17 protein-coding genes, 2 tRNA genes and 3 rRNA genes are annotated in these 26,109 nt (G+C 56.4%); 4 read left to right on the top strand and 18 right to left on the bottom strand.

Annotated elements, in window-relative coordinates; genetic code table 11:
• Positions 1-2: 2 nt before the first annotated feature.
• The 14 genes from rimI to ACF8YQ_RS03355 form a co-directional block, all read right to left on the bottom strand.
• On the bottom strand, positions 3-485 hold the full coding sequence (gene rimI / locus ACF8YQ_RS03420; RefSeq protein ID WP_396622593.1) for a ribosomal protein S18-alanine N-acetyltransferase: 483 nt from the start codon (positions 483-485) through the stop codon (positions 3-5).
• Positions 482-1,300 (bottom strand): hypothetical protein, encoded by an 819-nt coding sequence (locus ACF8YQ_RS03415; protein WP_396622592.1) that lies wholly within the window; start codon positions 1,298-1,300, stop codon positions 482-484. Before ACF8YQ_RS03415 ends, rimI begins: the two co-directional genes overlap by 4 nt.
• Before the next feature lie 30 nt (positions 1,301-1,330).
• A complete protein-coding gene (locus ACF8YQ_RS03410; protein ID WP_224851091.1) occupies positions 1,331-2,881 on the bottom strand; it encodes a 2-isopropylmalate synthase in 1,551 nt (516 codons plus the stop codon).
• A gap of 116 nt (positions 2,882-2,997) precedes the next feature.
• Positions 2,998-3,112: ribosomal RNA gene (gene rrf / locus ACF8YQ_RS03405) — 5S ribosomal RNA — on the bottom strand.
• An 83-nt stretch (positions 3,113-3,195) separates the two neighbouring features.
• Positions 3,196-6,087 (bottom strand): 23S ribosomal RNA (locus tag ACF8YQ_RS03400).
• Between the two features lie 311 nt (positions 6,088-6,398).
• A tRNA-Ala gene (locus tag ACF8YQ_RS03395) sits at positions 6,399-6,474 on the bottom strand.
• Positions 6,475-6,570: 96 nt separating this feature from the next.
• Positions 6,571-6,647 (bottom strand) — tRNA-Ile (locus ACF8YQ_RS03390).
• Between the two features lie 245 nt (positions 6,648-6,892).
• Positions 6,893-8,433 (bottom strand): 16S ribosomal RNA (locus ACF8YQ_RS03385).
• Together the 16S, 23S and 5S rRNA genes with 2 tRNA genes alongside form the textbook arrangement of a ribosomal RNA operon.
• Before the next feature lie 418 nt (positions 8,434-8,851).
• Positions 8,852-9,469, bottom strand: coding sequence for a sulfite oxidase heme-binding subunit YedZ (locus tag ACF8YQ_RS03380; RefSeq protein ID WP_396622591.1), 618 nt, complete (start codon positions 9,467-9,469; stop codon positions 8,852-8,854).
• On the bottom strand, positions 9,469-10,443 hold the full coding sequence (msrP, locus tag ACF8YQ_RS03375; RefSeq protein ID WP_396622590.1) for a protein-methionine-sulfoxide reductase catalytic subunit MsrP: 975 nt from the start codon (positions 10,441-10,443) through the stop codon (positions 9,469-9,471). Before msrP ends, ACF8YQ_RS03380 begins: the two co-directional genes overlap by 1 nt.
• Before the next feature lie 87 nt (positions 10,444-10,530).
• The gene (pssA, locus tag ACF8YQ_RS03370; protein ID WP_011784403.1) at positions 10,531-11,346 is read right to left on the bottom strand and encodes a CDP-diacylglycerol--serine O-phosphatidyltransferase; all 816 of its coding nucleotides are present in this window, start codon (positions 11,344-11,346) and stop codon (positions 10,531-10,533) included.
• 90 nt (positions 11,347-11,436) lie between these two features.
• The gene (ilvC, locus tag ACF8YQ_RS03365) at positions 11,437-12,453 is read right to left on the bottom strand and encodes a ketol-acid reductoisomerase (RefSeq protein ID WP_114434758.1); all 1,017 of its coding nucleotides are present in this window, start codon (positions 12,451-12,453) and stop codon (positions 11,437-11,439) included.
• 64 nt (positions 12,454-12,517) lie between these two features.
• A complete protein-coding gene (gene ilvN, locus ACF8YQ_RS03360) occupies positions 12,518-13,009 on the bottom strand; it encodes an acetolactate synthase small subunit (RefSeq protein WP_011784401.1) in 492 nt (163 codons plus the stop codon).
• A gap of 2 nt (positions 13,010-13,011) precedes the next feature.
• Complete coding sequence (locus ACF8YQ_RS03355; RefSeq protein WP_011784400.1) at positions 13,012-14,730, bottom strand: acetolactate synthase 3 large subunit; 1,719 nt, start codon at positions 14,728-14,730, stop codon at positions 13,012-13,014.
• 470 nt (positions 14,731-15,200) lie between these two features.
• Here ACF8YQ_RS03355 and ACF8YQ_RS03350 point away from each other — a divergent pair, with 470 nt between their 5' ends.
• Positions 15,201-15,677 (top strand): DUF4124 domain-containing protein, encoded by a 477-nt coding sequence (locus ACF8YQ_RS03350; RefSeq protein WP_396622589.1) that lies wholly within the window; start codon positions 15,201-15,203, stop codon positions 15,675-15,677.
• 80 nt (positions 15,678-15,757) lie between these two features.
• Here the strand turns inward: ACF8YQ_RS03350 and clpB are convergent, their stop codons facing one another.
• From clpB to rluD, 3 genes are all read right to left on the bottom strand, one after another.
• Positions 15,758-18,337 (bottom strand): ATP-dependent chaperone ClpB, encoded by a 2,580-nt coding sequence (gene clpB / locus ACF8YQ_RS03345; protein ID WP_396622588.1) that lies wholly within the window; start codon positions 18,335-18,337, stop codon positions 15,758-15,760.
• A 174-nt stretch (positions 18,338-18,511) separates the two neighbouring features.
• On the bottom strand, positions 18,512-19,210 hold the full coding sequence (gene pgeF / locus ACF8YQ_RS03340; RefSeq protein ID WP_396622587.1) for a peptidoglycan editing factor PgeF: 699 nt from the start codon (positions 19,208-19,210) through the stop codon (positions 18,512-18,514).
• A 49-nt stretch (positions 19,211-19,259) separates the two neighbouring features.
• Complete coding sequence (gene rluD, locus ACF8YQ_RS03335; protein WP_396622586.1) at positions 19,260-20,237, bottom strand: 23S rRNA pseudouridine(1911/1915/1917) synthase RluD; 978 nt, start codon at positions 20,235-20,237, stop codon at positions 19,260-19,262.
• Positions 20,238-20,409: 172 nt separating this feature from the next.
• Here rluD and ACF8YQ_RS03330 point away from each other — a divergent pair, with 172 nt between their 5' ends.
• Entirely contained in the window at positions 20,410-21,243 is an 834-nt protein-coding gene (locus tag ACF8YQ_RS03330) for an outer membrane protein assembly factor BamD (protein ID WP_396622585.1), read from the top strand.
• Between the two features lie 8 nt (positions 21,244-21,251).
• On the opposite strand, the gene ACF8YQ_RS03325 is transcribed toward ACF8YQ_RS03330, so the two are convergent.
• A complete protein-coding gene (locus ACF8YQ_RS03325; protein ID WP_396622584.1) occupies positions 21,252-22,916 on the bottom strand; it encodes an NAD+ synthase in 1,665 nt (554 codons plus the stop codon).
• Positions 22,917-23,008: 92 nt separating this feature from the next.
• Between ACF8YQ_RS03325 and ACF8YQ_RS03320 the strand changes: the two genes are divergently transcribed.
• Positions 23,009-24,655: a sensor histidine kinase gene (locus tag ACF8YQ_RS03320; protein ID WP_396622583.1), complete on the top strand. Its 1,647-nt coding sequence runs from the start codon at positions 23,009-23,011 to the stop codon at positions 24,653-24,655.
• A 49-nt stretch (positions 24,656-24,704) separates the two neighbouring features.
• Positions 24,705-26,093: a sigma-54-dependent transcriptional regulator gene (locus tag ACF8YQ_RS03315; protein ID WP_396622582.1), complete on the top strand. Its 1,389-nt coding sequence runs from the start codon at positions 24,705-24,707 to the stop codon at positions 26,091-26,093.
• Positions 26,094-26,109: the final 16 nt, after the last annotated feature.

Below are 26,109 nucleotides of genomic sequence, written 5' to 3'. Positions count from 1 at the left end.
CCTCAGGTGAACCGCAGCGCCATGACCAGCGCATCTTCCCGTGCAGCGCCATCGGGATAATAGCCGGCCCTTCTGCCGATTTCAGAGAAACCCTCACTCAGATAGAGCTGGGTGGCGGCATCATTGCTAACCCGCACTTCCAGAATCAGTTGTTCCATGCCATCCGACACCGCGACAGCGATCAGATGCCGTAGCAACCAGCGCCCGACACCCTGACCACGCACACGGGGACTGACGCAGATATTCAGCAGGTGGGCTTCGTCGACCATATAGGTCACCACCGCATAGCCAATCAGCTCATCGCTACGCTCAGCGGCCCAGAGCCTGTAATTCGGCTTAAAACAGTCAAGAAAAGTCGATTTCGGCCACGGATGGGAGTGTCCTTGACACTCCAGCTCCATGACCGCCGTCAGGTCTGCCTGGACCAGAGGGCGTACCCGGACATCCTGGTTGTGCACGTCGAGAAAAGGCTGTGATGCTTTCATCGGCCAGGTACGAGAACCCGAATCGATTGCCAGAGCAGTCGCTTCTGGGAGGGGTCTGATGCCAGTGATGCGAGGGTGCTGGAAAACGCAATCTCCGGCACCCGCCCCAGGCCACGCTCGATCAACCGTGCCTGAGTTTCGTCGCCAAGCCCCAGCGTTATTAGCGTTTCTGTCGGGGCGTCGCCAGCAAAAGCAGAGGCTATGACTGAGACAAGATCGCTTTCACTGTTGAGCGTCACTTTCAGGTTATTGAACAAGGGCCAGCGCACTACTCTGCATTGAGACACCCCGGTCTCTCCAATGCTTCGCAATATGTTACGAGCCAGATTTTCCTGCAAGGCAAAACTGGCGTCCTCTGCAATATGGCACAAGAGCATGACCCGGGAGCCTTTCCAGGCAGTCAGACACACCCGGTGCACTGGCTCCGGCTGTTGCACTTCTACCGGTTCCGAGGCCGGCAGGCAAGCCTCTGGCTCCGTTTCTGGAGTTTCAGACCGAGGCTCGGTGGCAGGTGGAGCTTTCACTGGGTCCGCGGCCTGTTGCCCAGCGCTGTCCGCCTTCTGCACGGATTCAGGCTTGTTGCCCATCAGGCTCTGGAGCTGAGCAATGCGCTCCCGCCCCTGGTCCCCAGACAGCGGCTCAGATTTACGCCCAATCTGAGGAATCTCCGACGCGGGCTGGAATTGCGGCTCGTCCTCCACTCCGAAATCAAAGTCGGGGCTTGGCGCCGCACCAGGCAAACTCTCGCGGGCATACCACATCCGAATGCCTGCCGCCGCCAGATAGAACTGCCGCTCCGCCTCATTCCCTATCACGAATCCCTCCATGGCAATCCTTCAGGCGCTTTAAACATCAGCCACCTGGGGATGTTGGCGAATACCGCCACTGGAAATCAGGTTCAGAGCCTCAATGTAGGCCTTCGCCGACGCAATAATGATGTCGGTATCTGATCCAACGCCGTTCACAATACGGCCGCCCCGCTCAAGACGAACGGTGACTTCCCCCTGAGCATCAGTGCCGCTGGTAATATTGTTGACCGAATACAGCTGCAGGTTACACCCGGAATCCACCAGAGATTCAATGGCCTTGAAAGTTGCGTCTACAGGACCGCTGCCCTCAGCCTCTACCGTGTGTTCCTTACCGTCCACGGTCATGGTCAGATGCGCCTTGGGCACAACGCCGGTTTCAGAGCAGACCTGCATGCAGACCAGACCGAAGCGGCCTTCTTCTTCCTTTTGCTTGGTATCGCTGGCAATCGCCTGCAGATCCTCATCAAAGATCTCATGCTTGAGGTCGGCCAGTGCCTTGAAGCGGGTGAAGGCCTCATTCAACTCCCCTTCGGTTTCAAACTGGATACCAAGCTCCAGTAGTCTCGTACGGAAGGCATTGCGACCGGAATGCTTGCCTAAAACCAGGCTATTGGTATGCCAGCCTACGTCCTGTGCCCGCATGATCTCGTAGGTTTCGCGATGTTTGAGCACGCCATCCTGATGGATGCCGGACTCATGGGCAAAAGCATTGGCACCGACGATCGCCTTGTTGGGTTGAACAGGAAACCCGGTAATGGTGGAAACCAGACGTGATGCCGGGACGATATGCTGGGTGTCTATGCGGGTATCAATATTGAAGAGATCCTGGCGGGTACGAACCGCCAAAACAATTTCTTCCAGCGCTGCGTTACCTGCCCGTTCGCCCAGACCATTGATAGTACATTCTACCTGACGGGCACCGTGGGTAACCGCAGCCAGCGAGTTGGCTACCGCAAGCCCCAGGTCGTTATGGCAATGGACTGAAAAAACAGCTTTGTCGGCGTTCGGGATACGGTTCAGTAACTGACGGATGGTCTCACCAAACTGTTCAGGAATGGCATAGCCCACGGTATCAGGGATGTTGATGGTACGGGCGCCGGCATCGATAGCGGCTTCAATGATGCGACAAAGAAAATCCAGCTCTGACCGCCCGGCATCTTCACAGGAGAACTCGACGTCATCAACGTGGCTACGCGCCCGCTTGACAGCGCGCACGGCTTGCTCGACCACCTCATCTGGCTCCATCTGAAGTTTATGCTTCATATGGATGGGCGAGGTGGCAATAAAGGTATGGATACGGGAGCGTTCGGCAGGGCGGATCGCTTCAGCAGCCCTGTCGATATCCTTGTCCAACGCACGAGCCAGACTGCAGACAGTGGATTCTTTGATGTTCTCGGCAATAGCCTTGACTGCATCAAAGTCGCCCTGGCTGGCAATGGCAAACCCCGCCTCGATAACGTCTACGCGAAGCTTCTCGAGCGCCTTGGCAATGCGGAGTTTTTCCGCCTTGTTCATGGTGGCGCCCGGACTTTGCTCGCCATCACGCAGAGTGGTATCAAAAATGACCAGGTGTTCACTAGCGGCCATTGCTGGGCTCCCATCAGAAACGTTGCTTTGATTTTCGGTGAAGTATATCACTTCTCCGGAACCAGAAATAAAAAACCCCCGGCAGCGAAGCTGTCGGGGGTTTTTAGGCATTAGAAGCCTGACGATGACCTACTCTCACATGGGCAACGCCACACTACCATCGGCGCAGGTCTGTTTCACTTCTGAGTTCGGGATGGGATCAGGTGGTTCCAGACCGCTATGGTCGTCAGGCAAAACGGTTGATCACTGGGGGACGAGATGGAACTGAGTGATGTTGATTTCGTTGCGTCATCCGCAATTGTCTTGGGTGTTATATAGTCAAGCCGCACGAGCAATTAGTACCGGTTAGCTCAACGCCTCGCAGCGCTTACACACCCGGCCTATCAACGTCCTGGTCTTGAACGGCTCTTCAGGAGGCTCGAGGCCTCGGGGAGATCTCATCTTGGAAGGGGCTTCCCGCTTAGATGCTTTCAGCGGTTATCCTGTCCGAACATAGCTACCGGGCAATGCCACTGGCGTGACAACCCGAACACCAGAGGTTCGTCCACTCCGGTCCTCTCGTACTAGGAGCAGCTTTCCTCAAATCTCCAACGTCCACGGCAGATAGGGACCGAACTGTCTCACGACGTTCTAAACCCAGCTCGCGTACCACTTTAAATGGCGAACAGCCATACCCTTGGGACCGGCTTCAGCCCCAGGATGTGATGAGCCGACATCGAGGTGCCAAACACCGCCGTCGATGTGAACTCTTGGGCGGTATCAGCCTGTTATCCCCGGAGTACCTTTTATCCGTTGAGCGATGGCCCTTCCATACAGAACCACCGGATCACTATGACCTACTTTCGTACCTGCTCGACGTGTCTGTCTCGCAGTCAAGCGGGCTTGTGCCATTACACTAACCGCACGATGTCCGACCGTGCTTAGCCCACCTTTGTGCTCCTCCGTTACGCTTTGGGAGGAGACCGCCCCAGTCAAACTACCCACCACACAGTGTCCTCAACCCCGATAAGGGGCCAGAGTTAGAACCTCAAACATGCCAGGCTGGTATTTCAAGGTTGGCTCCACCGGAACTGGCGTCCCGGTTTCAAAGCCTCCCAGCTATCCTACACAAGCATGCTCAAAGTTCACTGTGAAGCTATAGTAAAGGTTCACGGGGTCTTTCCGTCTAGCCGCGGATACACCGCATCTTCACGGCGATTTCAATTTCACTGAGTCTCGGGTAGAGACAGCGCCCCCATCGTTACGCCATTCGTGCAGGTCGGAACTTACCCGACAAGGAATTTCGCTACCTTAGGACCGTTATAGTTACGGCCGCCGTTTACCGGGGCTTCGATCAAGAGCTTCGCACGAATGCTAACCCCATCAATTAACCTTCCGGCACCGGGCAGGCGTCACACCCTATACGTCCACTTTCGTGTTTGCAGAGTGCTGTGTTTTTAATAAACAGTCGCAGGGGCCTGGTATCTTCGACCGGCTTCCGCTCCACCCGCAGGGGTTTCACGTACACACCGGCGTGCCTTCTCCCGAAGTTACGGCACCATTTTGCCTAGTTCCTTTACCCGAGTTCTCTCAAGCGCCTTGGTATTCTCTACCTGACCACCTGTGTCGGTTTGGGGTACGGTCTCGAATAGCCTGAAGCTTAGAAGATTTTCCTGGAAGCAGGGCATCAATGACTTCGCGCCCTTGGGCACTCGTCGTCGCGTCTCGGGATTGTGGACCCGGATTTGCCTAAGTCCACTCCCTACATGCTTAAACCGGGGCAACCGTCGCCCGGCTCACCTAGCCTTCTCCGTCTCTCCATCGCAGCTATCCAAGGTACGGGAATATTAACCCGTTTCCCATCGACTACACCTTTCGGTCTCGCCTTAGGGGCCGACTCACCCTGCGCCGATTAGCGTTGCGCAGGAACCCTTGGTCTTCCGGCGTGCGGGTTTTTCACCCGCATTGTCGTTACTCATGTCAGCATTCGCACTTCTGATACCTCCAGCATGCTTCTCAACACACCTTCGCAGGCTTACAGAACGCTCCCCTACCCCGCATACAAAGTATGCAGCCGCAGCTTCGGTGACCAGTTTGAGCCCCGTTACATCTTCCGCGCAGGCCGACTCGACTAGTGAGCTATTACGCTTTCTTTAAAGGGTGGCTGCTTCTAAGCCAACCTCCTAGCTGTCTGAGCCTTCCCACATCGTTTCCCACTTAACTGGTACTTTGGGACCTTAGCTGGCGGTCTGGGTTGTTTCCCTCTTCACGACGGACGTTAGCACCCGCCGTGTGTCTCCCGGATAGTACTCACAGGTATTCGGAGTTTGCATGGGGTTGGTAAGTCGAGATGACCCCCTAGCCCAAACAGTGCTCTACCCCCTGTGGTATTCGTCCGAGGCGCTACCTAAATAGCTTTCGGGGAGAACCAGCTATCTCCGGGCTTGATTAGCCTTTCACTCCGATCCACAAGTCATCCCCTGGCTTTTCAACGACAGTGGGTTCGGTCCTCCAGTGCCTGTTACGGCACCTTCAACCTGCTCATGGATAGATCGCCCGGTTTCGGGTCTATGCCCAGCGACTAATTCGCCCTATTCAGACTCGGTTTCCCTACGGCTCCCCTAAACGGTTAACCTCGCCACTGAACATAAGTCGCTGACCCATTATACAAAAGGTACGCCGTCACAGAACAAGTCTGCTCCGACTGCTTGTACGCATACGGTTTCAGGGTCTATTTCACTCCCCTCACAGGGGTTCTTTTCGCCTTTCCCTCACGGTACTGGTTCACTATCGGTCAGTCAGGAGTATTTAGCCTTGGAGGATGGTCCCCCCATGTTCAGTCAACGTTTCTCGTGCGCCGACCTACTCGATTTCACTGAACTCAGGTTTCGGATACGGGGCTATCACCCACTATGGCGGCACTTTCCAGAGCCTTCTCCTACCAGTTGTTCAGCTTAAGGGCTGGTCCCCGTTCGCTCGCCGCTACTTAGGGAATCTCGGTTGATTTCTTTTCCTCAGGGTACTTAGATGTTTCAGTTCCCCTGGTTCGCCTCTTACACCTATGGATTCAGTGTAAGATACCAACCCGAAGGTTGGTGGGTTTCCCCATTCAGAGATGTCCGGATCACAGCTCGTTTGCCAGCTCCCCGAACCTTATCGCAGGCTTCCACGTCTTTCATCGCCTCTGACTGCCAAGGCATCCACCGTATGCGCTTAGTTGCTTGACTATATAACCCCAAGACAACTGATCACGAATCCACACTCTTCACCAGGCAAGCCTGTTTCCGAGGCATCTTCGAGACAGCCACTTGAAGCAATAGAACAACCACTTCAACGACAACACCGGATAACGCTTGAAATCGCTATCACTTTGAACATTTTCTCTCGGAGATAATGAGAGAAAAATATTCGTGTTCTATCTCGTCCAATTTGTTAAAGAGCAAATCTGACCCAGTGATCAGAAAGAAGGGCTTCGAACTTTCATCAAGTTGAAACACTTGTTTCTGCACACTGCTAACCGAAGTTAGTCAGTAAAGTTTGGTGGAGCTAGGCAGGATCGAACTGCCGACCTCCTGCGTGCAAGGCAGGCGCTCTCCCAGCTGAGCTATAGCCCCAAGAAGCTATCTACAAGAATTATTCAGATCAAGGCATCGAATGGCGCCGCATAGCCTGCTATGCAAGTCATTCGATAACGCCGAGCTGGATAATTCTGGTGGGTCTGGGTGGACTTGAACCACCGACCTCACCCTTATCAGGGGTGCGCTCTAACCACCTGAGCTACAGACCCGGTTTTGCTTGTCTTCGAACCGTCTGGACTGCGTTGCAGCTCTCGCTCAATCGGTCACGTACGTGTGTACGCTCCCTCTTTCACTCAACCTGCGCCTTGCCAGCCGCTCCGAATCCGGCGCCAAACCCCGAGACTGACTCAGTGTTTGTGGCAAACCGATATCGGGCCTGCATAGACCCTTTTGCTCTCTTTATTAGCCAACCAAGTAATTCGTGTGGACTCTGACCGAAGCATTCGGCTTCGTTTAAGGAGGTGATCCAGCCGCAGGTTCCCCTACGGCTACCTTGTTACGACTTCACCCCAGTCATGAACCACACCGTGGTAATCGTCCTCCCGAAGGTTAGACTAACTACTTCTGGTGCAATCCACTCCCATGGTGTGACGGGCGGTGTGTACAAGGCCCGGGAACGTATTCACCGCGACATTCTGATTCGCGATTACTAGCGATTCCGACTTCACGGAGTCGAGTTGCAGACTCCGATCCGGACTACGACGCGTTTTAAGGGATTGGCTCACTCTCGCGAGTTGGCAGCCCTCTGTACGCGCCATTGTAGCACGTGTGTAGCCCTGGCCGTAAGGGCCATGATGACCTGACGTCATCCCCACCTTCCTCCGGTTTGTCACCGGCAGTCTCCCTGGAGTTCTCAGCATTACCTGCTAGCAACCAGGGATAGGGGTTGCGCTCGTTACGGGACTTAACCCAACATCTCACGACACGAGCTGACGACGGCCATGCAGCACCTGTCTCAGAGTTCCCGAAGGCACCAATCCATCTCTGGAAAGTTCTCTGGATGTCAAGGCCAGGTAAGGTTCTTCGCGTTGCGTCGAATTAAACCACATGCTCCACCGCTTGTGCGGGCCCCCGTCAATTCATTTGAGTTTTAACCTTGCGGCCGTACTCCCCAGGCGGTCAACTTAGTGCGTTAGCTGCGCCACTAAGACTTCAAGAGTCCCAACGGCTAGTTGACATCGTTTACGGCGTGGACTACCAGGGTATCTAATCCTGTTTGCTCCCCACGCTTTCGCACCTCAGTGTCAGTGTTGGTCCAGGTAGCCGCCTTCGCCACTGGTGTTCCTTCCTATATCTACGCATTTCACCGCTACACAGGAAATTCCACTACCCTCTACCACACTCTAGTCTGACAGTTCGAAATGCCGTTCCCAGGTTAAGCCCGGGGCTTTCACATCTCGCTTACCAAACCACCTACGCGCGCTTTACGCCCAGTAATTCCGATTAACGCTTGCACCCTCCGTATTACCGCGGCTGCTGGCACGGAGTTAGCCGGTGCTTCTTCTGTAGGTAACGTCAAGCCTCATGGGTATTAACCATAAGGTTTTCCTCCCTACTGAAAGTGCTTTACAACCCGAAAGCCTTCTTCACACACGCGGCATGGCTGGATCAGGGTTGCCCCCATTGTCCAATATTCCCCACTGCTGCCTCCCGTAGGAGTTCGGGCCGTGTCTCAGTCCCGATGTGGCTGATCATCCTCTCAGACCAGCTACGGATCGTCGCCTTGGTAGGCCTTTACCCCACCAACTAGCTAATCCGACTTAGGCTCATCCAATAGCGCAAGGTCCGAAGATCCCCTGCTTTCTCCCGTAGGACGTATGCGGTATTAATCCGGGTTTCCCCGGGCTATCCCCCACTACTGGGCAGATTCCTAAGCATTACTCACCCGTCCGCCGCTCGTCAGCGGGAAGCAAGCTTCCCCTGTTACCGCTCGACTTGCATGTGTTAAGCCTGCCGCCAGCGTTCAATCTGAGCCATGATCAAACTCTTCAGTTTAAATCATACAAGAACCCGAAAGCTCTTAATTCTTGCTCAAGACAAAACTCAATTTCGACGAGTCACTGTCCTGATATTTCGTGTCCGAAATACCTCGGCCAGCGCCCACACGAATTACTTGGTTAACTTTTTAAAGAGCGTTTGAGCTGTTGCTCAATCAAGGCCGCGTATTCTACATCGTTCCGCCGCCCTGTCAACCACTTTTTTCGAAGAATTTTTGAAGCAAATTTTCGAACACTTTCAAGTAGTTGCGTTCCTCGTGAACCGGCGTTGTCTGCCGTGTCCCTCAGAAGTGGTGCGCATTCTACAGCCCTCAGGAAAACTGTCAACGCCCATTTTCAATTTATTTTACCGGGCTTCGGTTTCCACCTACGCCAGCGATCAAATACTCACCAAAACGCTCAGACCTTGATCAAAATCACACTTTTCTCAGAGGAATGAGCGTGGAAAAACCTGACCAGTACACCCGGGCACCCAATAAAACAGCCAACGCAAGGCCATAGATCATCATTTCGGTCACGTCGCTGCGCGCCTGCCACAGAAAATGAAACCAGGCCAGGAGTGCCGAGCTGTAGATAAGACGATGTAACGGTTTCCAGCCGCGCCCCATCCTTTTCATCATGCCCCTGGTCGAGGTCGCCGCCAGCGGCGCCATTAACAGGAACGCCAAGCCACCCGCGATGATATAGGGGCGCTTGGTAAAGGTTGCCCATAGATCAAACCATCCAAGAATGAACTGGAGGAAGGCGAGCACATGCAAAGCCGCGTAGAAAAAAGCATATAACCCCAGCATCCTGCGAAAGCGGAGCCAACCAGCCCAACCTGTGATTTTTCGCAATGGTGAGATCAACAGGGTTATCAGGAGAAACTGGAACGCTGCGATACCCAGTGCTTCCGTAATGGTCTGGCCTGGATCAGGCCCCAGATTACCGTTCTGGATGTCCCACCCGATCAACGCGAGCGGAATCAGGCAGATCAGAAAAACCAGAACTTTAACCGGAGCATAGGGAAACTGACGAGAAGCCTTGGATGCCATCAATAATACCTGGAAAGATCCATGCCCTTATATAAATGGGCGACGTGCTCACCATAGCCGTTAAACTTCACCGTCTCGATCCAGTTCGGACTCAACAAACCAGAGGGCAGGCGACGCTCACGCTTCTGACTCCAGCGCGGATGATCCACTTCCGGATTCACGTTGGCATAGAATCCATACTCTTCAGGCGCAATCATCTCCCAGCTGGTCTTGGGTCGCTCCTCCATGAAGCGGATACGGACGATCGACTTGATGCTCTTGAAGCCATATTTCCACGGCACAACCAGGCGGATCGGCGCACCATTCTGGTTTGGCAGGGTCTTGCCGTACAAACCAATGGCCAGAAACGACAACTCGTTCATGGCCTCGTCCATCCGGAGCCCCTCCCGGTAGGGCCAGTCAATCACGCTGAACATGGAGCGCTGCCCACGCATCTGGTCCGGATCATGAAGCGTTTCGAAGTAGACGTATTTGGCTTTTGATGTCGGCTGCAGACTGGCGAGCACTTCGGCCAACGGCACACCGACCCACGGAATCACCATCGACCAGGCTTCCACGCAACGCAACCGGTAAATACGCTCCTGATACTGGTGAGGCTTCAACAGATCTTCCAGCGCATAGGTGCCTGTCTTTGCACATTCACCTTCGACAGACACAGACCAGGGGTCGACGGACATGGCATCGGCATAGCGCGCAGGAGCGCCCTTATCCGTGCCAAATTCATAGAAATTGTTGTAGGAAGTAATCGCGGGGTAAGGCGCTTTCTTTTCGTCGGTAGAAAACGCCGGCATGGCCTTATATTGCAGGGAGTCGCCAGGAATTCCGCCCTCCTCCGCCCTGAGCAGGCCCGGCATGGTCAACGCCGCAGCGGATGCCATCGTCCCGGCCATGAATTTCCGCCGGTTCAGGTAGACGGATTCAGGCGTCACTTCAGATTCTGACAGAGCCCACGACGGGCGGCGCTTGATAAGCATCGGGAATCTCCAATTCATTACTTGAGGTAACTGACCGGAGGTTCCCGAGAAAATTCCCGGCCGATTCACTCGGCCGAGGGGTAAGTCCTACCGAGCGCGGGCCGGCTTGCGACGGAACAGAGCCCGAACCGGGCCGGAAAGTGCGTAAATCAGGAACCCGGTGAAGAGTACGGTGGCGGGATCAAGGGCGATCACCACAAACACCAGCACCACCAGAAGTATTGCCGCGAAAGGCACCCGACCTCGAAGATCGAGATCCTTGAAGCTGCGGTAAAGAATATTGCTGACCATCAGCACACCGGTTCCGGCCACAACGATAATTGTCAGCAACGTCAGCCAGGACGATGGCTCGAAACTGTGGAAACACCAGACCAGCCCCGCAACGCATGCGGCGGCCGATGGGCTAGGCAGGCCCACAAAGTATTTTTTGTCCACGGAGCCGATCTGGGTATTGAACCGGGCCAACCGCAATGCTGCGCCGGCCACATAGATGAACGTAACCACCCAGCCCACTTTGTCCAATCCGTTGAGGGACCAGAAAAAGGCCACCAGGCCGGGCGCAACACCGAAGGCCACCATGTCGGCAAGGCTGTCGTATTCCTCACCGAATTTGCTCTGAGTATTCGTCATCCGGGCAACACGGCCATCCAGTCCATCCAGAATCATGGACACGAAAATGGCAATGGCCGCATTGTCGAACACACCATTGGCGGCAGAAACAATCGCATAGAATCCAGAGAACAGAGAGGCTGTCGTCAGCGCGTTGGGAAGCAGGTAAATGCCTTTGCGACGAACCTTTGCCCCCTCAACAAGCTCCTCTTCAACCACTTCACCGGGCTCAATTTCCGGATCTGCGGCTTTCCTGGTTTCTGATTTTTCCACGGTATTCTTTTCTTCAGTCATTCCATAAACTCCGGAAAGCATTTGGGCGGAGTATAAACGAAAAACGCGGCCACAAGGGGCCGCGTTTCCAAACCTTACCGAAAATCCGGATCAGTTCTTGTCTTTGTCCACGATCTTGTTCGCGGAAATCCACGGCATCATGGAACGCAGCTTCTCGCCCACGGTTTCGATCTCGTGAGCCGCATTCTGGCGACGGCGAGCAGTCATGGACGGGTAGTTCAATGCGCCTTCAGAGATAAACATCTTGGCGTATTCACCACTCTGGATGCGCTTCAGTGCGTTACGCATGGCTTCGCGGGACTGCTCGTTGATCACCTCCGGGCCGGTTACGTATTCACCGTACTCGGCGTTGTTGGAGATGGAGTAGTTCATGTTGGCGATACCGCCTTCGTACATCAGGTCAACGATCAGCTTAAGCTCATGCAGACACTCGAAGTACGCCATTTCCGGAGCGTAGCCCGCTTCGGTCAGGGTTTCAAAGCCAGCTTTAACCAGTTCAACCGCACCACCACACAGAACCGCCTGCTCACCGAACAGATCGGTTTCCGTTTCGTCTTTGAAGGTGGTTTCGATGATGCCGGTACGACCGCCGCCAATGCCGCTGGCGTAGGACAGGGCCACATTCTTGGCGTTGCCGGAGGCGTCCTGGAAGATGGCGATCAGGTCAGGAATACCGCCGCCCTTGGTGAACTCGGTGCGCACAGTGTGGCCCGGCGCCTTCGGAGCAACCATGATCACGTCCAGGTCTTTGCGCGGAACGATCTGGTTGTAGTGAATCGCAAAACCGTGGGCGAAGGCCAGGGTAGCGCCCTGCTTCAGGTTCGGCTCGATTTCCTCACGGTACAGCTGGGCCTGGAACTCGTCCGGCGTCAGAACCATGACCACGTCTGCAGATGCAACGGCAGAAGCCACATCGCTGGTCTTCAGTCCATAGGCTTCAGCCTTGGCGATGGAGGATGAACCGGAACGCAGACCAACAACGACGTCTACACCGGAGTCCTTCAGGTTGCACGCGTGGGCGTGGCCCTGAGAGCCGAAGCCCAGAATGGCAACTTTCTTGCCCTGGATGATGGAAAGATCACAATCCTTATCGTAATAAACCTGCATGAGAAACCTCTATTGTATGTAATGGCCCCTCGGGGCCATGATTTTCGATTTGTTTCGGCAGCCCTTACAGGCTGAGTACCTTTTCGCCACGGGCAATGCCAGATACGCCAGTGCGAACAACTTCCAGAACACCCGAAGTGCCCACTGCCTGAATGAAGCCATCCAGCTTTTCACTGTCGCCGGCAAGCTGCACGGTGTAGACAGAGCTGGTGACATCAACAATCTGGCCACGGAAGATATCCACCGTGCGCTTGATCTCGGCACGCTGGGATCCGGTTGCCTTGAGCTTGACCAGCATCAGCTCCCGCTCGATGTGAGCGCCCTCGGTCAGATCCACCAGCTTGACCACTTCGATCAGCTTGTTCAGCTGCTTGGTGATCTGCTCGATAACCTTGTCAGAACCTGTCGTGGTGACAGTCAGGCGAGACAGGGTTTCGTCTTCCGTGGGCGCTACGGTCAGGGTTTCGATGTTGTAGTTGCGCTGCGAAAACAGGCCAACCACACGAGACAGTGCGCCGGGTTCGTTTTCCAGCAAAACAGAAATGATTCGACGCATGATCACACCCTCTCCGTTTTGCTGAGCCACATGTCTTTCATGGATCCTCGAGCGACCTGCATGGGATAGACATGCTCAAAGCGGTCCACATAGATATCGACAAACACCAGTTTGTCTTTCATGGCCAGGACTTCCTTGAGCTTGGGCTCCAGGTCTTCCTTGCGATCAATGCGCACACCCACATGACCATACGCTTCCGCCAGCTTGATGAAGTCCGGCAAAGACTCCATGTAAGACTGGGAATGGCGGGACTCGTAATTCATGTCCTGCCACTGCTTGACCATGCCCAGAGCCTGGTTATTCAGGTTGATGATCTTCACCGGCAGATCGTACTGCTTGCAGGTGGACAGTTCCTGGATATTCATCTGGATACTGCCTTCACCAGTGAAGCACAGCACTTCATCTTCCGGATGGGTCAGCTTGATGCCCATGGCGGCCGGCAGGCCGAAGCCCATGGTGCCGAGGCCACCGGAGTTAATCCATCGGTTCGGCTTGTCGAACTTGTAGTACTGGGCAGCAAACATCTGGTGCTGACCTACATCGGTGGTTACGAAGGCATCACCATTGGTGAGCTTCCAGAGCATCTCGACCACTTCCTGGGGCTTGATGACATCCGGGCTGGTCTCGTAACGCATGCCGTGGAACGCGCGCCACTCTTCAATCTGCTTCCACCACGATGCCAGCGCCTCGGCATCCGGCTTGTCCCTGGATTCTTTTACCAGCGACAGCATTTCTTTCAGTACCGCATCCACCGGGCCGACAATGGGCACGTCTGCATCTATGGTCTTTGAGATAGATGCCGGGTCGATATCGATATGAATAATGCGCGCGCCCGGGCAGAACTTCTCGGTGGCGTTGGTCACGCGATCATCAAAGCGCGCGCCCACACAGAGAATCAGATCCGAATGGTGCATCGCCATGTTGGCTTCATAGGTACCGTGCATACCCAGCCAGCCCAGGTGCTGTTTGTCAGTCGCCGGATAGCAACCGATGCCCATCAGGGTGTTGGTGATAGGGAAGCCCAGGGTCCGGGTCAGCTCGGTCAACTGGCTGGAAGCCTTGCCCAGGATCACACCGCCACCGGCATAGATGACCGGGCGTTTGGCCGCCATCAGCATGTCGACGGCTTTTTTGATCTGACCGGCATGGCCACGAACCGCCGGGTTATAGGAACGCAGCTTGACCTTCTTGGGATAGGAGTACTCATAGCGCTCATTCGGTGTGGTCATATCCTTCGGGATATCAACCACAACCGGACCGGGACGACCGGTAGCAGCGATGTAGTATGCCTTGCGGATTACCTCAGGGATTTCCTCGGGGTGACGAACGCTCAGATTGTGCTTAACCACCGGACGGGAAACACCGATCATATCGGTTTCCTGGAAGGCATCCTCACCAATAAGGGTGGATGCAACCTGGCCGCACAGAACCACCATGGGGATGGAATCCATGAACGCGGTGGCAATGCCGGTAATAGTGTTGGTGGCTCCAGGACCCGAGGTCACCAGTACGGTACCTGGTTTTCCGGTTGCACGGGCATAGCCGTCGGCCATGTGGACCGCCGCCTGTTCGTGCCGAACCAGAATATGCTTGACTTTGTCCTGCCTGAACAGCGCATCATAAATATGAAGGGCTGCACCACCCGGATAGCCGTATATGTATTCGATCCCTTCATCCTGCAGGGAGCGGATCAGCATATCGGCGCCAGACAATAACTCCACGATTTTCTACCCTCTTCTACGAGTGAATGAGCCGGGTTACGCCCCGGTTGCCTGGATTCTCGGTTTCCCTGCTTCTTGTGAAAGCGGAACCGGCGTACTCCTCCACACTAAAACTAAAGAGGTTGTCTCCTGGCCAGCCGCCCTCCTGAGGGTTGCGGAGAACGGCCAATCAACGGGTTGCACGTAAGCAACAACCAAGGCCCGCCAGACGCTGGCGAACGCAGTGTGGTGATTAACGGGGGATACTCGCTCGGGATTGCCTGCCGTATTGACCCCAGTCTTCAGGCAATCGGTAATTCTGACAGCGGGAAACTCGCTGTCAATAGGCGCTGTGGCTTAATTACCGCCGAATTCGCCTCTCTCTGCCATACTGTGCAAAACTGCGTGCAAGATTTTGAACCAGAGACAGGAAAATCCAGCCATCCGATGGCATGATAGCCACAGGCAGTAACCAAGTGACGAGCAGAGACATGAACCGAAAAATATTATTGCTGACGGTATTGATGGCGGCCGCGCCCGGCCTTGCAACCAGCGCTTCGGTCTATAAGTGGACAGACGAGAACGGCGTAACACACTTTGGCGACCGACAGCCAACCGGCCGTAACGCCGAGCAGGTCAACGTTCGTTCCGGCACCAGTCAGGGCGCCGGTGTTCAGCGACGAAGCGCCCAGGAACAGCTGGACGAACTGCAGGAACAACAAGCGGCAGAGCAGCAGCAACGAGAAGAATCCGCGGTTGAAGAAGCCCGCCGGAAGCAGCGCGAAGCCAATTGCGCCACGGCACGCTCCAATCTTCAGGTGATCAACAGCAACGCTCGCATCCGGGTGGAGGAGAACGGTGAAACCCGGTATCTGAGCCCCGAAGAAATCGAACAGCAGCGCCAGAAGTTCCAGGAAATTGCAGACGAAAACTGCGGCCCGGAACAAAAAGGCAGCAGCGAGCGTTAAATCCGAAGGTTCGGAGAACAGAAAAGGGCGGAGACTCGTGTCTTCCGCCCTTTTCCTTTTCAGCAGCTGAGGTCCTGCCCTCAGCCGTTCTTACTGAACACCAGACGGTCTTCCTGTACCGCTGCACGAATGGTATCGCCGGGCACAAAGTCACCCTGTAGCAGCTTCTGCGCCAACGGATTCTCGATCATGCGCTGAATCGCCCGCTTCAGCGGCCGGGCACCATAAACCGGGTCGTACCCGACTTCCGCGAGCAACTGCATGACGTCGTCTCCGAGTTCCAGTTTCATGTCCTGATCCTTCAGACGACGAGCCAGATTCTCAATCTGGATACGGGCGATGCCCTGAATCTGGGACTCCGCCAGCGGATGGAACACCACCACTTCATCCACACGGTTAATGAACTCCGGCCGGAAATGGGTGCCAACCACTTCCATCACCGCCGACTTCATGTCTTCGTAGTTCTCTTCCCCGGCCTTCTCCTGAATGATGTGAGAACCCAGATTTGAGGTCATCACCACTACCGTGTTGCGGAAGTCGACCGTACGGCCCTGACCATCGGTCAGGCGGCCATCATCCAGCACCTGAAGCAGGATGTTGAAGACATCCGGGTGCGCCTTTTCAACCTCATCCAGCAGCAGAACCGAGTAGGGCCTGCGGCGCACGGCCTCGGTCAGATAACCACCCTCTTCATAACCCACATAACCAGGAGGCGCACCTATCAAACGGGCGACCGAGTGCTTCTCCATGAATTCTGACATATCAATGCGAACCATGGCCTCCTCGGTATCGAACAGGAAGTTTGCCAGCGCCTTGCACAACTCGGTCTTACCCACCCCGGTCGGCCCGAGGAACAGGAAAGAACCGTTGGGGCGATTCGGATCCGACAGGCCAGCCCGGGAACGTCGCACCGCATTGGACACGGCTTCCACCGCCTCATCCTGGCCGATGACCCGATCATGGAGCGCATCCTCCATACGCATCAGCTTGTCGCGCTCTCCCTCCAGCATCTTGGATACCGGAATCCCGGTCCACTTGGAGACGATTTCAGCGATTTCCTCATCCGTGACCCGATTGCGCAGCAGCTTCATTTCCATCATTTCCGCCTGGCTGGCCATATCCAGCTGCCGCTCCAGCTCCGGAATCCGGCCGTACTGCAGCTCGGACATCTTGCCGAGATCCCCGGCACGGCGGGCGTTCTCCAGGTCAATCCGGGCCTGCTCCAACTGGCTCTTGATCTTCTGGGAGCCATGCAAAGCCGCCTTTTCAGTGTTCCAGACTTCCTCAAGGTCGGCGTATTCGCGCTCAACGTTGCCGATAACGGCAGACAACTCTTCCAGCCGCTTCTTAGAGGCAGCGTCCGTCTCCTTTTTCAGTGCCTCCCGCTCGATCTTCAACTGAATCAGCCGGCGCTCCAGGCGATCCAGAGCCTCAGGCTTGGAATCCATTTCCATGCGGATCTGGCTGGCTGCCTCATCGACCAGGTCAATGGCCTTATCCGGCAACTGGCGATCGGTAATGTATCGGTGCGACAGCTTGGCGGCCGCGATGATGGCGCCATCCGTTACCTCAACCCCATGGTGAACCTCATAACGCTCTTTCAGCCCACGCAGGATGGCAATGGTGTCTTCCTCGCTGGGCTCACTGACCAGCACCTTCTGGAAACGGCGTTCCAGTGCTGCATCTTTTTCAATATTCTCCCGGTACTCATTCAGCGTGGTGGCGCCGACACAGTGCAACTCGCCCCGGGCCAGGGCCGGCTTCAGCATGTTGCCGGCATCCATAGACCCCTCAGCTTTACCAGCGCCCACCATGGTGTGGATCTCGTCAATGAACAGGATGATCTGGCCTTCCTGTTTCGACAGCTCGTTAAGCACTGCCTTCAGGCGCTCCTCAAACTCACCCCGGAACTTGGCGCCGGCAATCAATGCACCCATGTCCAGCGACAGTACTTTCTTGTCCTTCAGGCCATCGGGCACCTCGCCGTTGACGATACGCTGGGCCAGCCCCTCAACAATCGCGGTTTTACCCACACCAGGCTCACCAATCAGCACGGGGTTGTTCTTGCGCCGGCGTTGCAGTACCTGAATGGTGCGACGGATTTCGTCGTCGCGACCGATTACCGGGTCCAGCTTACCGGCTTCAGCCCGCTCGGTAAGATCAATGGTGTACTTTGAAAGCGCCTGACGGTTTTCCTCAGCGCCCGCATCATTCACCGACTCTCCCCCGCGGACTTCGTCAATGGCTTTTTCCAGCGCCGCCTTGTCAACGCCCTGTTCTCGCAGAATGCGCCCCAATGAACCACGGTCTTCAACCGCCGCCAGCAGAACCAGCTCACTGGATATGAACTGGTCACCCCGCTTCTGGGCCAGCTTGTCGGAAATGTTGAACAGCCGGCCCATATCGTTTGACATGGACACATCGCCGGCATTGCCCTGCACTTCCGGCAGGTTCTCAATTTCCTTCGCCACGGCCTGCCGTACCCGGCCGGGCTCAACCCCCACTTGTTTGAGCAGCGGTTTAATGGAGCCTCCCTGCTGGTCCAGCAGGGCCTGCATCAGATGCACGGGCTCGATGAAGTTATGGTCTTTGCCAACCGCGATGGACTGCGCATCCGCCAACGCGGTTTGCAGTTTGCTGGTGAGCTTGTCGATTCTCATGTGTTCTTATCCCCAAAATTCGTAGTGAATACCGATCAACCCTGTGGTGCGGATATTCCGATTGCTTTGAAACTTAATGTAGGGGCAATTGGGGGGAGTTCAAGTTGAGCCGATCTCAATTCGTCAGAAATTTGACGGCTGTCAGTTAACACATCAGGGGGAACAATCAGGAGTTCAGGATTTTAACCAGACCAGGGTCGCCATGCGGCCGGTTTGACCATCCCGGCGATAGGAAAAGAACCATTCCCGATCCTGAACGGTGCACAGGCTACCGCCAGCGACCGCCGAGACACCAACCTGATGCAGGCGCAGGGCTGCCAGGCTGTAGATATCGGCCATGAAATGGCCCGGGCGAGCTCCCCTGGTTTTAAAGGCATTCGCAGCCCGCGGGCTATGGCGAACAAACGCTTCGCGCACCTCCGGACCAACTTCGAAACTGTCTGGGCCAATGGCGGGACCCAGCCAGGCCGAAAGCTTGTCAGGCTCAACGGCCATCGCACTGACCAGGTTTTCCAGCACGCCTCCGCTGAGGCTGCGCCAGCCGGCGTGAGCAGCTCCCACTACGGTTCCATCGGAATCCGAAATCACTACGGGCAGGCAGTCGGCAGTCAGAATGGCACAACCAAGGCCGGGCGATCGGGTGAAACTGGCATCCGCTTCCGGAACCAGCTTGGCGTTGTCGGGTGTAAGCTCGACCACCCTCGCACCATGCACCTGATTCAACCAGCCAATCCGATCCACCTCTAACCCCGTGAAGCGGGCCAGGCGCTGCCGGTTTTCGGCGACAGATTCAGGGCTATCCCCGACATGATCCCCGAGGTTGAGCGAGCTCCACGGCGCCTCACTGACGCCTCCCTTGCGAGTCGTGCACATGGCTTGCACCGCCCCCGGTGCGGACCAACTCGGCCTCAGGATGTAATTATCAGAAATCACGTTCTTCCAGCTCCCGGGCGTGTTTGCGCAGAGCTTCGATCAAATGAACCATATCTTCTGGCAGCGGCACGTCCCAGCTCAGAATCTCTCCCGTTTCAGGATGTTCAAGGGTCAGCTGCCGGGCGTGCAGCGCCTGCCTGGTAAACGCGGCCAGCACATCCCGAAGTTCCTCAGTGGTACCCTTGGGCAACCGCAATCGCCCACCGTAGGCGGGGTCGCCAACCAGGGGGTGCCGCACATGCGCCATATGCACACGGATCTGATGGGTACGGCCACTTTCCAGCTTGCACCTAACCAGGGTATGGGCGGCAAAACGCTCCAGCAGGCGGTAATGGGTGACGGCCGGTTTACCACTGGAAACCACCGCCATGCGCTTACGATCCTGCGGATGACGGCCGATAGGTGCGTCTACTGTCGCACCGCCGGTCAGCGCGCCCACCACCACGGCCTCATACTCCCGGCCCATGGTGCGCGTTTGCAGCTGGTCCACCAGAGAGGTATGAGCAATCAGACTGCGGGCCACTACCATGATGCCGGAGGTATCCTTGTCCAGGCGATGAACAATACCTGCCCTCGGCAGGTTTTCCACTTCCGGCGCGTAATTCAGCAGGGCGTTAACCAGCGTGCCATCGGCATGACCGGCCGCTGGATGCACCACCAACCCGGCCGGCTTGTTAATCACCAGCAGGTGCTCATCTTCGTAGACGATATCCAGACTGATGGGTTCGGCTTCCCAGGTCACCTGCACTTCAGGCTCAGCATCGAGGGCCAGGGAATCGCCCATCATTACCTTGTCCCGCGGCTTGCGGGATTTACCGTTCACCGTCAGGGCTCCGCTCTTGATCCAGGATTGCAGGCGAGAGCGGGAATGCTCGGGCATCAGCTCCGCCGCGGCCTGATCCAGCCGCTTGTCGCTGAGTTCCGGCGGTACGGTAAATTGGCCGGTAATTCGGTTTTCGGAAGTCATTCAGCCTCGTTTTCGCCGTTGGTTTCTGGCGCATACGGCCGCCGGGCAGGCGGCGATGTTACGTTTCGGTCAGATTCCGGCGCCAATATCGGGAAACACTGCACACAGACAGTCTTCCCCGTTACAATGGCCAATCAAACCACAAGTTCTGACCATTATACGGGATTCCGGCATGAGATCAGTCGTTCGATTACTGCTACTTTCCACTCTTTTTGCGCTGGCCGCCGGCTGCGCGTCCCAGAAGGAGGTGGAAGTCCTGCCGGAAGAAACCTATTACGAAAACGCCCGCAAGGCCATGAACTCGGGCAACTTCAACGAAGCCGAACAGAATCTGGATGCCCTGGAGACCTATTACCCTTTCGGCCGTTATGCCGAACAGGCCCAGCTCGATCTGATCTTTGCCCGTTATCAGAACCTCGATCTTGAAGGTTCCCGGGCCGCCGCCGACCGCTTCATGCGCCTGAATCCGCAGAGCGATCACCTGGACTACGCCCTCTATATGAGAGGGCTAGCCTCCTACAACCTGGACCTTGGTCTGGCCGCCCGCTACTTCCCTGTTGACGTGGCCGCGCGCAATCCCGGCGAGCAGCTGCAGGCCTTCCGCGATTTCTCACAGCTGCTGAACCGGTTTCCGGACAGTGAATATGCCCCGGACGCCCGCCAGCGTATGATCGCCATCCGCAACCGCATGGCTGAACTGGAGCTGCACGCCGCACGCTACTACATCAAGCGTGAAGCCTATGTGGCCGCCAACAACCGTGCCCGCTACGTAGTGGAGAACTATCCGTCTTCGCCTTCAGTGGAAGAGGCTCTGATGATCATGGCGGATACCTTCCGCTTTCTGGAGCTGAAAAAGGGCGCCAACGATGCCATTGCCACGCTGAGAAAAAATTTCCCCAACAGCGAGGCCTTCAATGACAACGGTGAGTACGAATCGGATCTTCTTCGCCGCCAGAACCGGTCACTGACCAACGTGGTGACCTTCGGTCTGATGGGGGATGAGTAAGAGCGGGATTACTTCCCGCTCTTCCAGCCGTTGGTAATGGGATAGCGCCTGTCTTTGCCAAAGCCCCGTTCGGTAATACGAACACCGATGGGGGCCTGGCGGCGCTTGTATTCATTGATATCGACCAGCCTGACCACCCTGTCCACGTCTTCCCGTTCAAACCCTTCCGCGACGATGGCATCGGCGCTGTAATCACGCTCCACGTACAGATTCAGGATCTGATCCAGTACGTCATAGCCCGGCAAGCTGTCCTCATCTTTCTGATCCGGCGCCAGCTCGGCTGAGGGCGGGCGGGTAATCACCCGCTCCGGAATCACTGGTGACAGGGTATTGCGGTAGCGCGCCAGCCGGAAAACCAGCGTTTTCGGCACGTCCTTCAGAACATCAAAGCCACCGGCCATGTCACCGTATAGCGTGGAATAGCCAACCGCCATTTCACTCTTGTTGCCGGTCGTAAGCACCAAAGAGCCAAACTTGTTGGACAGTGACATAAGCAGCACGCCCCGCAGACGCGCCTGAAGGTTTTCCTCGGTGGTATCCGGCTTTGTGCCTGCAAAAGGTTCTGCCAGAGCTGCCATGAAGGCATCGTACATGGGCTCAATGGAGAATACGTCGTACTGCACTCCCAGGGCGGTGGCCTCGGCTTCGGCATCTTCCAGGCTGATGCTGGAGGTATACCGGAACGGCATCATCACCGCGCGCACACGCTCTTTGCCCAGGGCATCCACCGCAACCGCCAATGTAACCGCCGAATCGATGCCGCCGGACAGGCCCAGCACTACCGACTTGAAACCATTCTTGTTCACGTAATCCCGTACGCCGGTCACCAGGGCGTTGTAAACATTGGCTTCCAGCTGCGGTTCCGGCGGTAACGGCCGAGAAATCGGCTGACAATGGTGCTCGCACAGGAAATCCACCGGGTACAGCCCCTCCTCGAACTGAGGCACCTCCGCAGACAGCCCACCCGAGTGGTCGTACACCATGGAGCCGCCGTCAAACACCAGCTCATCCTGACCGCCCACCAGGTTCACGTAGACGATGCTGACCCGGTTCTCCCGGGACTTGCGCTCGAGCAAAGCCTTGCGACGAGCCTGTTTATCGATATCGTAGGGCGAGGCATTGAGATTAAGGATAAGCCGGGCACCCGCGGCGGCGGCATCCTCGAGCGGCCCATCTTTCCAGAGATCCTCACACACGGTAATGCCAACGGGCTGACCTTTGATGTCGAGCACCAGGGTGTCGGAGCCTTCGGCAAAATAGCGCTTTTCATCAAAAACCTGGTAGTTCGGCGGGAAGCGTTTGAAGTAGCGACCCCGAATCTGACCGGCTTCAATAACCAGCGCCGCGTTATACAGCAATCCACCAGAGCGAATCGGAGCACCGATTACCATCGCTGGAGGCAATGCTGCACTTTGCAGCTTTTCCAATGCTTCGCTCACGCGAAGATCCAGACTCGGGCGCAACAGGAGATCCTCCGGCGGGTAGCCGGTCAGGCAAAGCTCCGGAAAGACAACGATATCGGCCTGATGCTCATCCCAGGCCCGCTGCGCTGCCTCCAGAATCAGATCGGTATTACCCGGAATATCTCCCACCAGGAAATCCAGTTGCGCCATAACAACGCGGAGTTTTCTGGCGGCGTTCTGGCTCTGGGGTGCTTGACCGGCTTCCGGCATGGACTGGCTCCTGTAACTTATTGCCGTTAAAAGGCTATTATAACCCGTCAACAACAAAGATTTCTCCCGCACACAGACAGATGAACCGCTCCATGGCTCAAGACACTGCCCACAATGACAGCAAGCGCTCTGCTTTCGGGCCACCGGCAAAGCAGCAACAGGCAAGGCTGTTTCGTGTATACAACCACTATCGCGTAGTAATCAGCCTGATGCTGCTGGGTTTGCTGTTCTTCGATCCATTCACCACCGACAGCAAGTTCCGCTGGCTGGAGTACTACCAGGCGGGTGTGGTTACCTACGTGGCAATCAATGGCTTTACCGCACTGCTCCTGCTTGCCGGCTTTCAGCCACGGCAGAGGCATATCACGCTCTCCATTCTGATCGACATACTGGTGATGCATGGGCTTCTATTCGCCAGTACCGGAATCACCAATGGCCTGGCCAACCTGGTAATAGTGTCTGTAGCGGCGGGCAATATTCTCACACCCAGCCGGGTCGGCACCTTCTACGCAGCACTGGCTGCCATCTGTTCGCTGGGCATTTCCGGCTGGGCCGTTCTGGCCATCGATGAAACCGCCGACGACATCGTCCGGGCGGGCACCCTGGGCATACTCTACTTTGCCGCGGCTTTTGTCCTGCAAGGCATCTCAAAACGGATGATCCGCAGTGAAGCTCTGGCGAGCAGCCGGGCAAGAAGCATTCAGGAACTGGAGCAGATCAACCAGCAGATCATCCAGCGTATGCGCACCGGCATCCTGGTACTTGATCGTTTCGGCCAGATTCGGCTGGCCAACGCCGCCGCCGAAGAACTGCTGTTCGGTGTGAGCGCCGATGGAGAAGATCTGGAGCCCCGAGCAAGGCTACTGCCTAAACCGCTCAGGCAGGGGCTCGAAAGCTGGCTGAAAAACCCCAACATGCGGATTGAACCCTTCCAGGCGTCCCCTACCTCACCGCTTTTGCAGGCCAACTTCACGCAACTGGACCAGGAGCGGGGCGACCAGATTCTGGTGTTTATTGAAGACATGAGCAAAGTGACCCAGCAGGCCCAACAGATGAAGCTGGCATCCCTCGGGCGACTAACTGCCGGCATTGCCCACGAGATCCGCAACCCGCTGGGTGCTATCAGCCACGCCGCCCAGCTGATGGAAGAATCCCCCAACCTGGATGAGGGAGATCTTCGCATGCTCGATATCATTCGCCGTCACTCCCGCCGGGTGAATGGCATCATTGAGAATGTGCTGGACCTTTCTCGCCGCCGGACGGCAAATTCTGAGCTGATGGATATCGGTCAGTGGCTCCGGGAATTCCGGAATGATTTCGTACAGACGGTGAATGGGGAAACGGCCACCACCATCGAATTGAAACTCGGTGAGCAGATCCCACAGGCTCGTTTCGACAAGAGCCAGATTGAGCAGGTGATGGTGAATCTGTGCGACAATGGTTTGCGGTACAGCAAACAGCAGACCGGACAAAACAGGATACAATTAGTTGCAGGCGCCACAGCCGATGGCAAGCGGGCCTACGTGGACGTCCGGGATTTCGGCCCGGGCATCAGCGCCGAGCACCGGCATTCCGTATTCGAGCCGTTTTTTACCACGGACAAGAGTGGAACCGGGCTCGGCCTCTACCTGGCCCGGGAGTTATGCGAAGCCAACCAGGCACACCTGTCGCTGGTCGACGATGGCCAACCGGGGTGCCGATTCCGCATAACCTTCGCTCACCCGGGGCGAATGATCTGACCAGCTGGCCATCGGGCGTTTGAATTCAACAGGGAACCGAAGACATAGAATGACTACACAGACAGCGCTGATTGTTGACGACGAGCCGGATATCCGGGATCTACTGGAAATCACCCTCACCCGGATGGGCATTACCACCTACACCGCCCCCGATCTGGCCAGCGCCAGGGAACTTCTGCAACAGCACAAACCCCAGCTCTGCCTGACCGACATGAACCTGCCCGACGGCAATGGCATAGAGCTTGTACACTGGATTCAGCAACACACGCCCTGTACCCCCGTTGCCGTGATTACCGCCTATGGCAGCATGGACACAGCCATCGAGTCGCTCAAAGCCGGCGCCTTTGACTTCGTGTCCAAGCCCGTGGAGCTGCCCCGGCTACGGGAACTCGTCAACAGCGCCCTGAAGCTATCCGAACCCAAAGCCCGCGAAACCGCCGATTCCGATGAGCCCGGCCTGCTTCTGGGCGACTCGCCGCAAATCCGGAAACTGCGCACACAGACGAAAAAGCTCGCCCGAAGCCAGGCACCGGTGTTTATCAGTGGCGAGTCTGGCAGCGGAAAGGAGCTGGTTGCCCGCATGATTCATCTGCAAGGGCCCAGAAGTGACGGCCCCTTTGTCGCCGTGAACTGTGGCGCCATCCCCTCGGAGTTGATGGAAAGCGAGTTCTTCGGCCACAAAAAAGGCAGTTTCACCGGCGCCGTCGAGAACAAACAGGGGCTGTTCCGCTCCGCCGATGGTGGCACCCTGTTTCTGGACGAAGTGGCCGACCTCCCGCTGGCCATGCAGGTAAAACTGCTGCGTGCTATTCAGGAGAAAGCCGTTCGTCCGGTAGGCGACACCAAAGAAGTGCCGGTGGACATCCGGGTGCTCAGCGCCACCCACAAAAACCTCCCGGAACTGGTGCAGGAAGGCGACTTCCGTCAGGATCTGTTTTACCGGATCAACGTTATCGAACTGGCTGTTCCGCCGCTGCGCGAGCGCGCCGAGGATATTTCCCTGCTGGCCGAGCACATTCTTCAACGCATAGCCCGGGAATACGAGTGCGACCCGGCCAAACTCACCCCGGCCGCCATCGAACGACTTAAAGGCTACGAGTTTCCCGGCAACGTGCGAGAACTGGAGAACATCCTGGAGCGCGCCTTTACCCTGTGCGACGAAGACCTGATTGATGCCGGAGATCTGCATCTTGGCGGCGGTGTTGCGCCAGCGGGCTCGGCCTCGGCGACCCGAGAGACGGGATCAGAAGCGGATGCTGGCGCAGCCCCGGTGCCAGAGGGCGAGATTGATCTCGAAGGTTATCTGGAAAGCATCGAGCGACAGGCCATTGAAAAAGCGCTGGAAGCTACGCGGTGGAATAAAACGGCGGCGGCCAAGAGGCTGGGAATCAGCTTTCGGGCATTGCGGTATCGGTTGAAGAAGTTGGGGATGGAGTAGATAATTTAATCTGGCT

It is taken from the genome of Marinobacter sp. W-8, assembly GCF_044342215.1.
Classification (GTDB): Bacteria; Pseudomonadota; Gammaproteobacteria; order Pseudomonadales; family Oleiphilaceae; genus Marinobacter; species Marinobacter nauticus.
The sequence above is the reverse complement of the archived record's forward strand: the minus strand, read 5'-3'. Positions and strand labels throughout refer to the sequence as shown.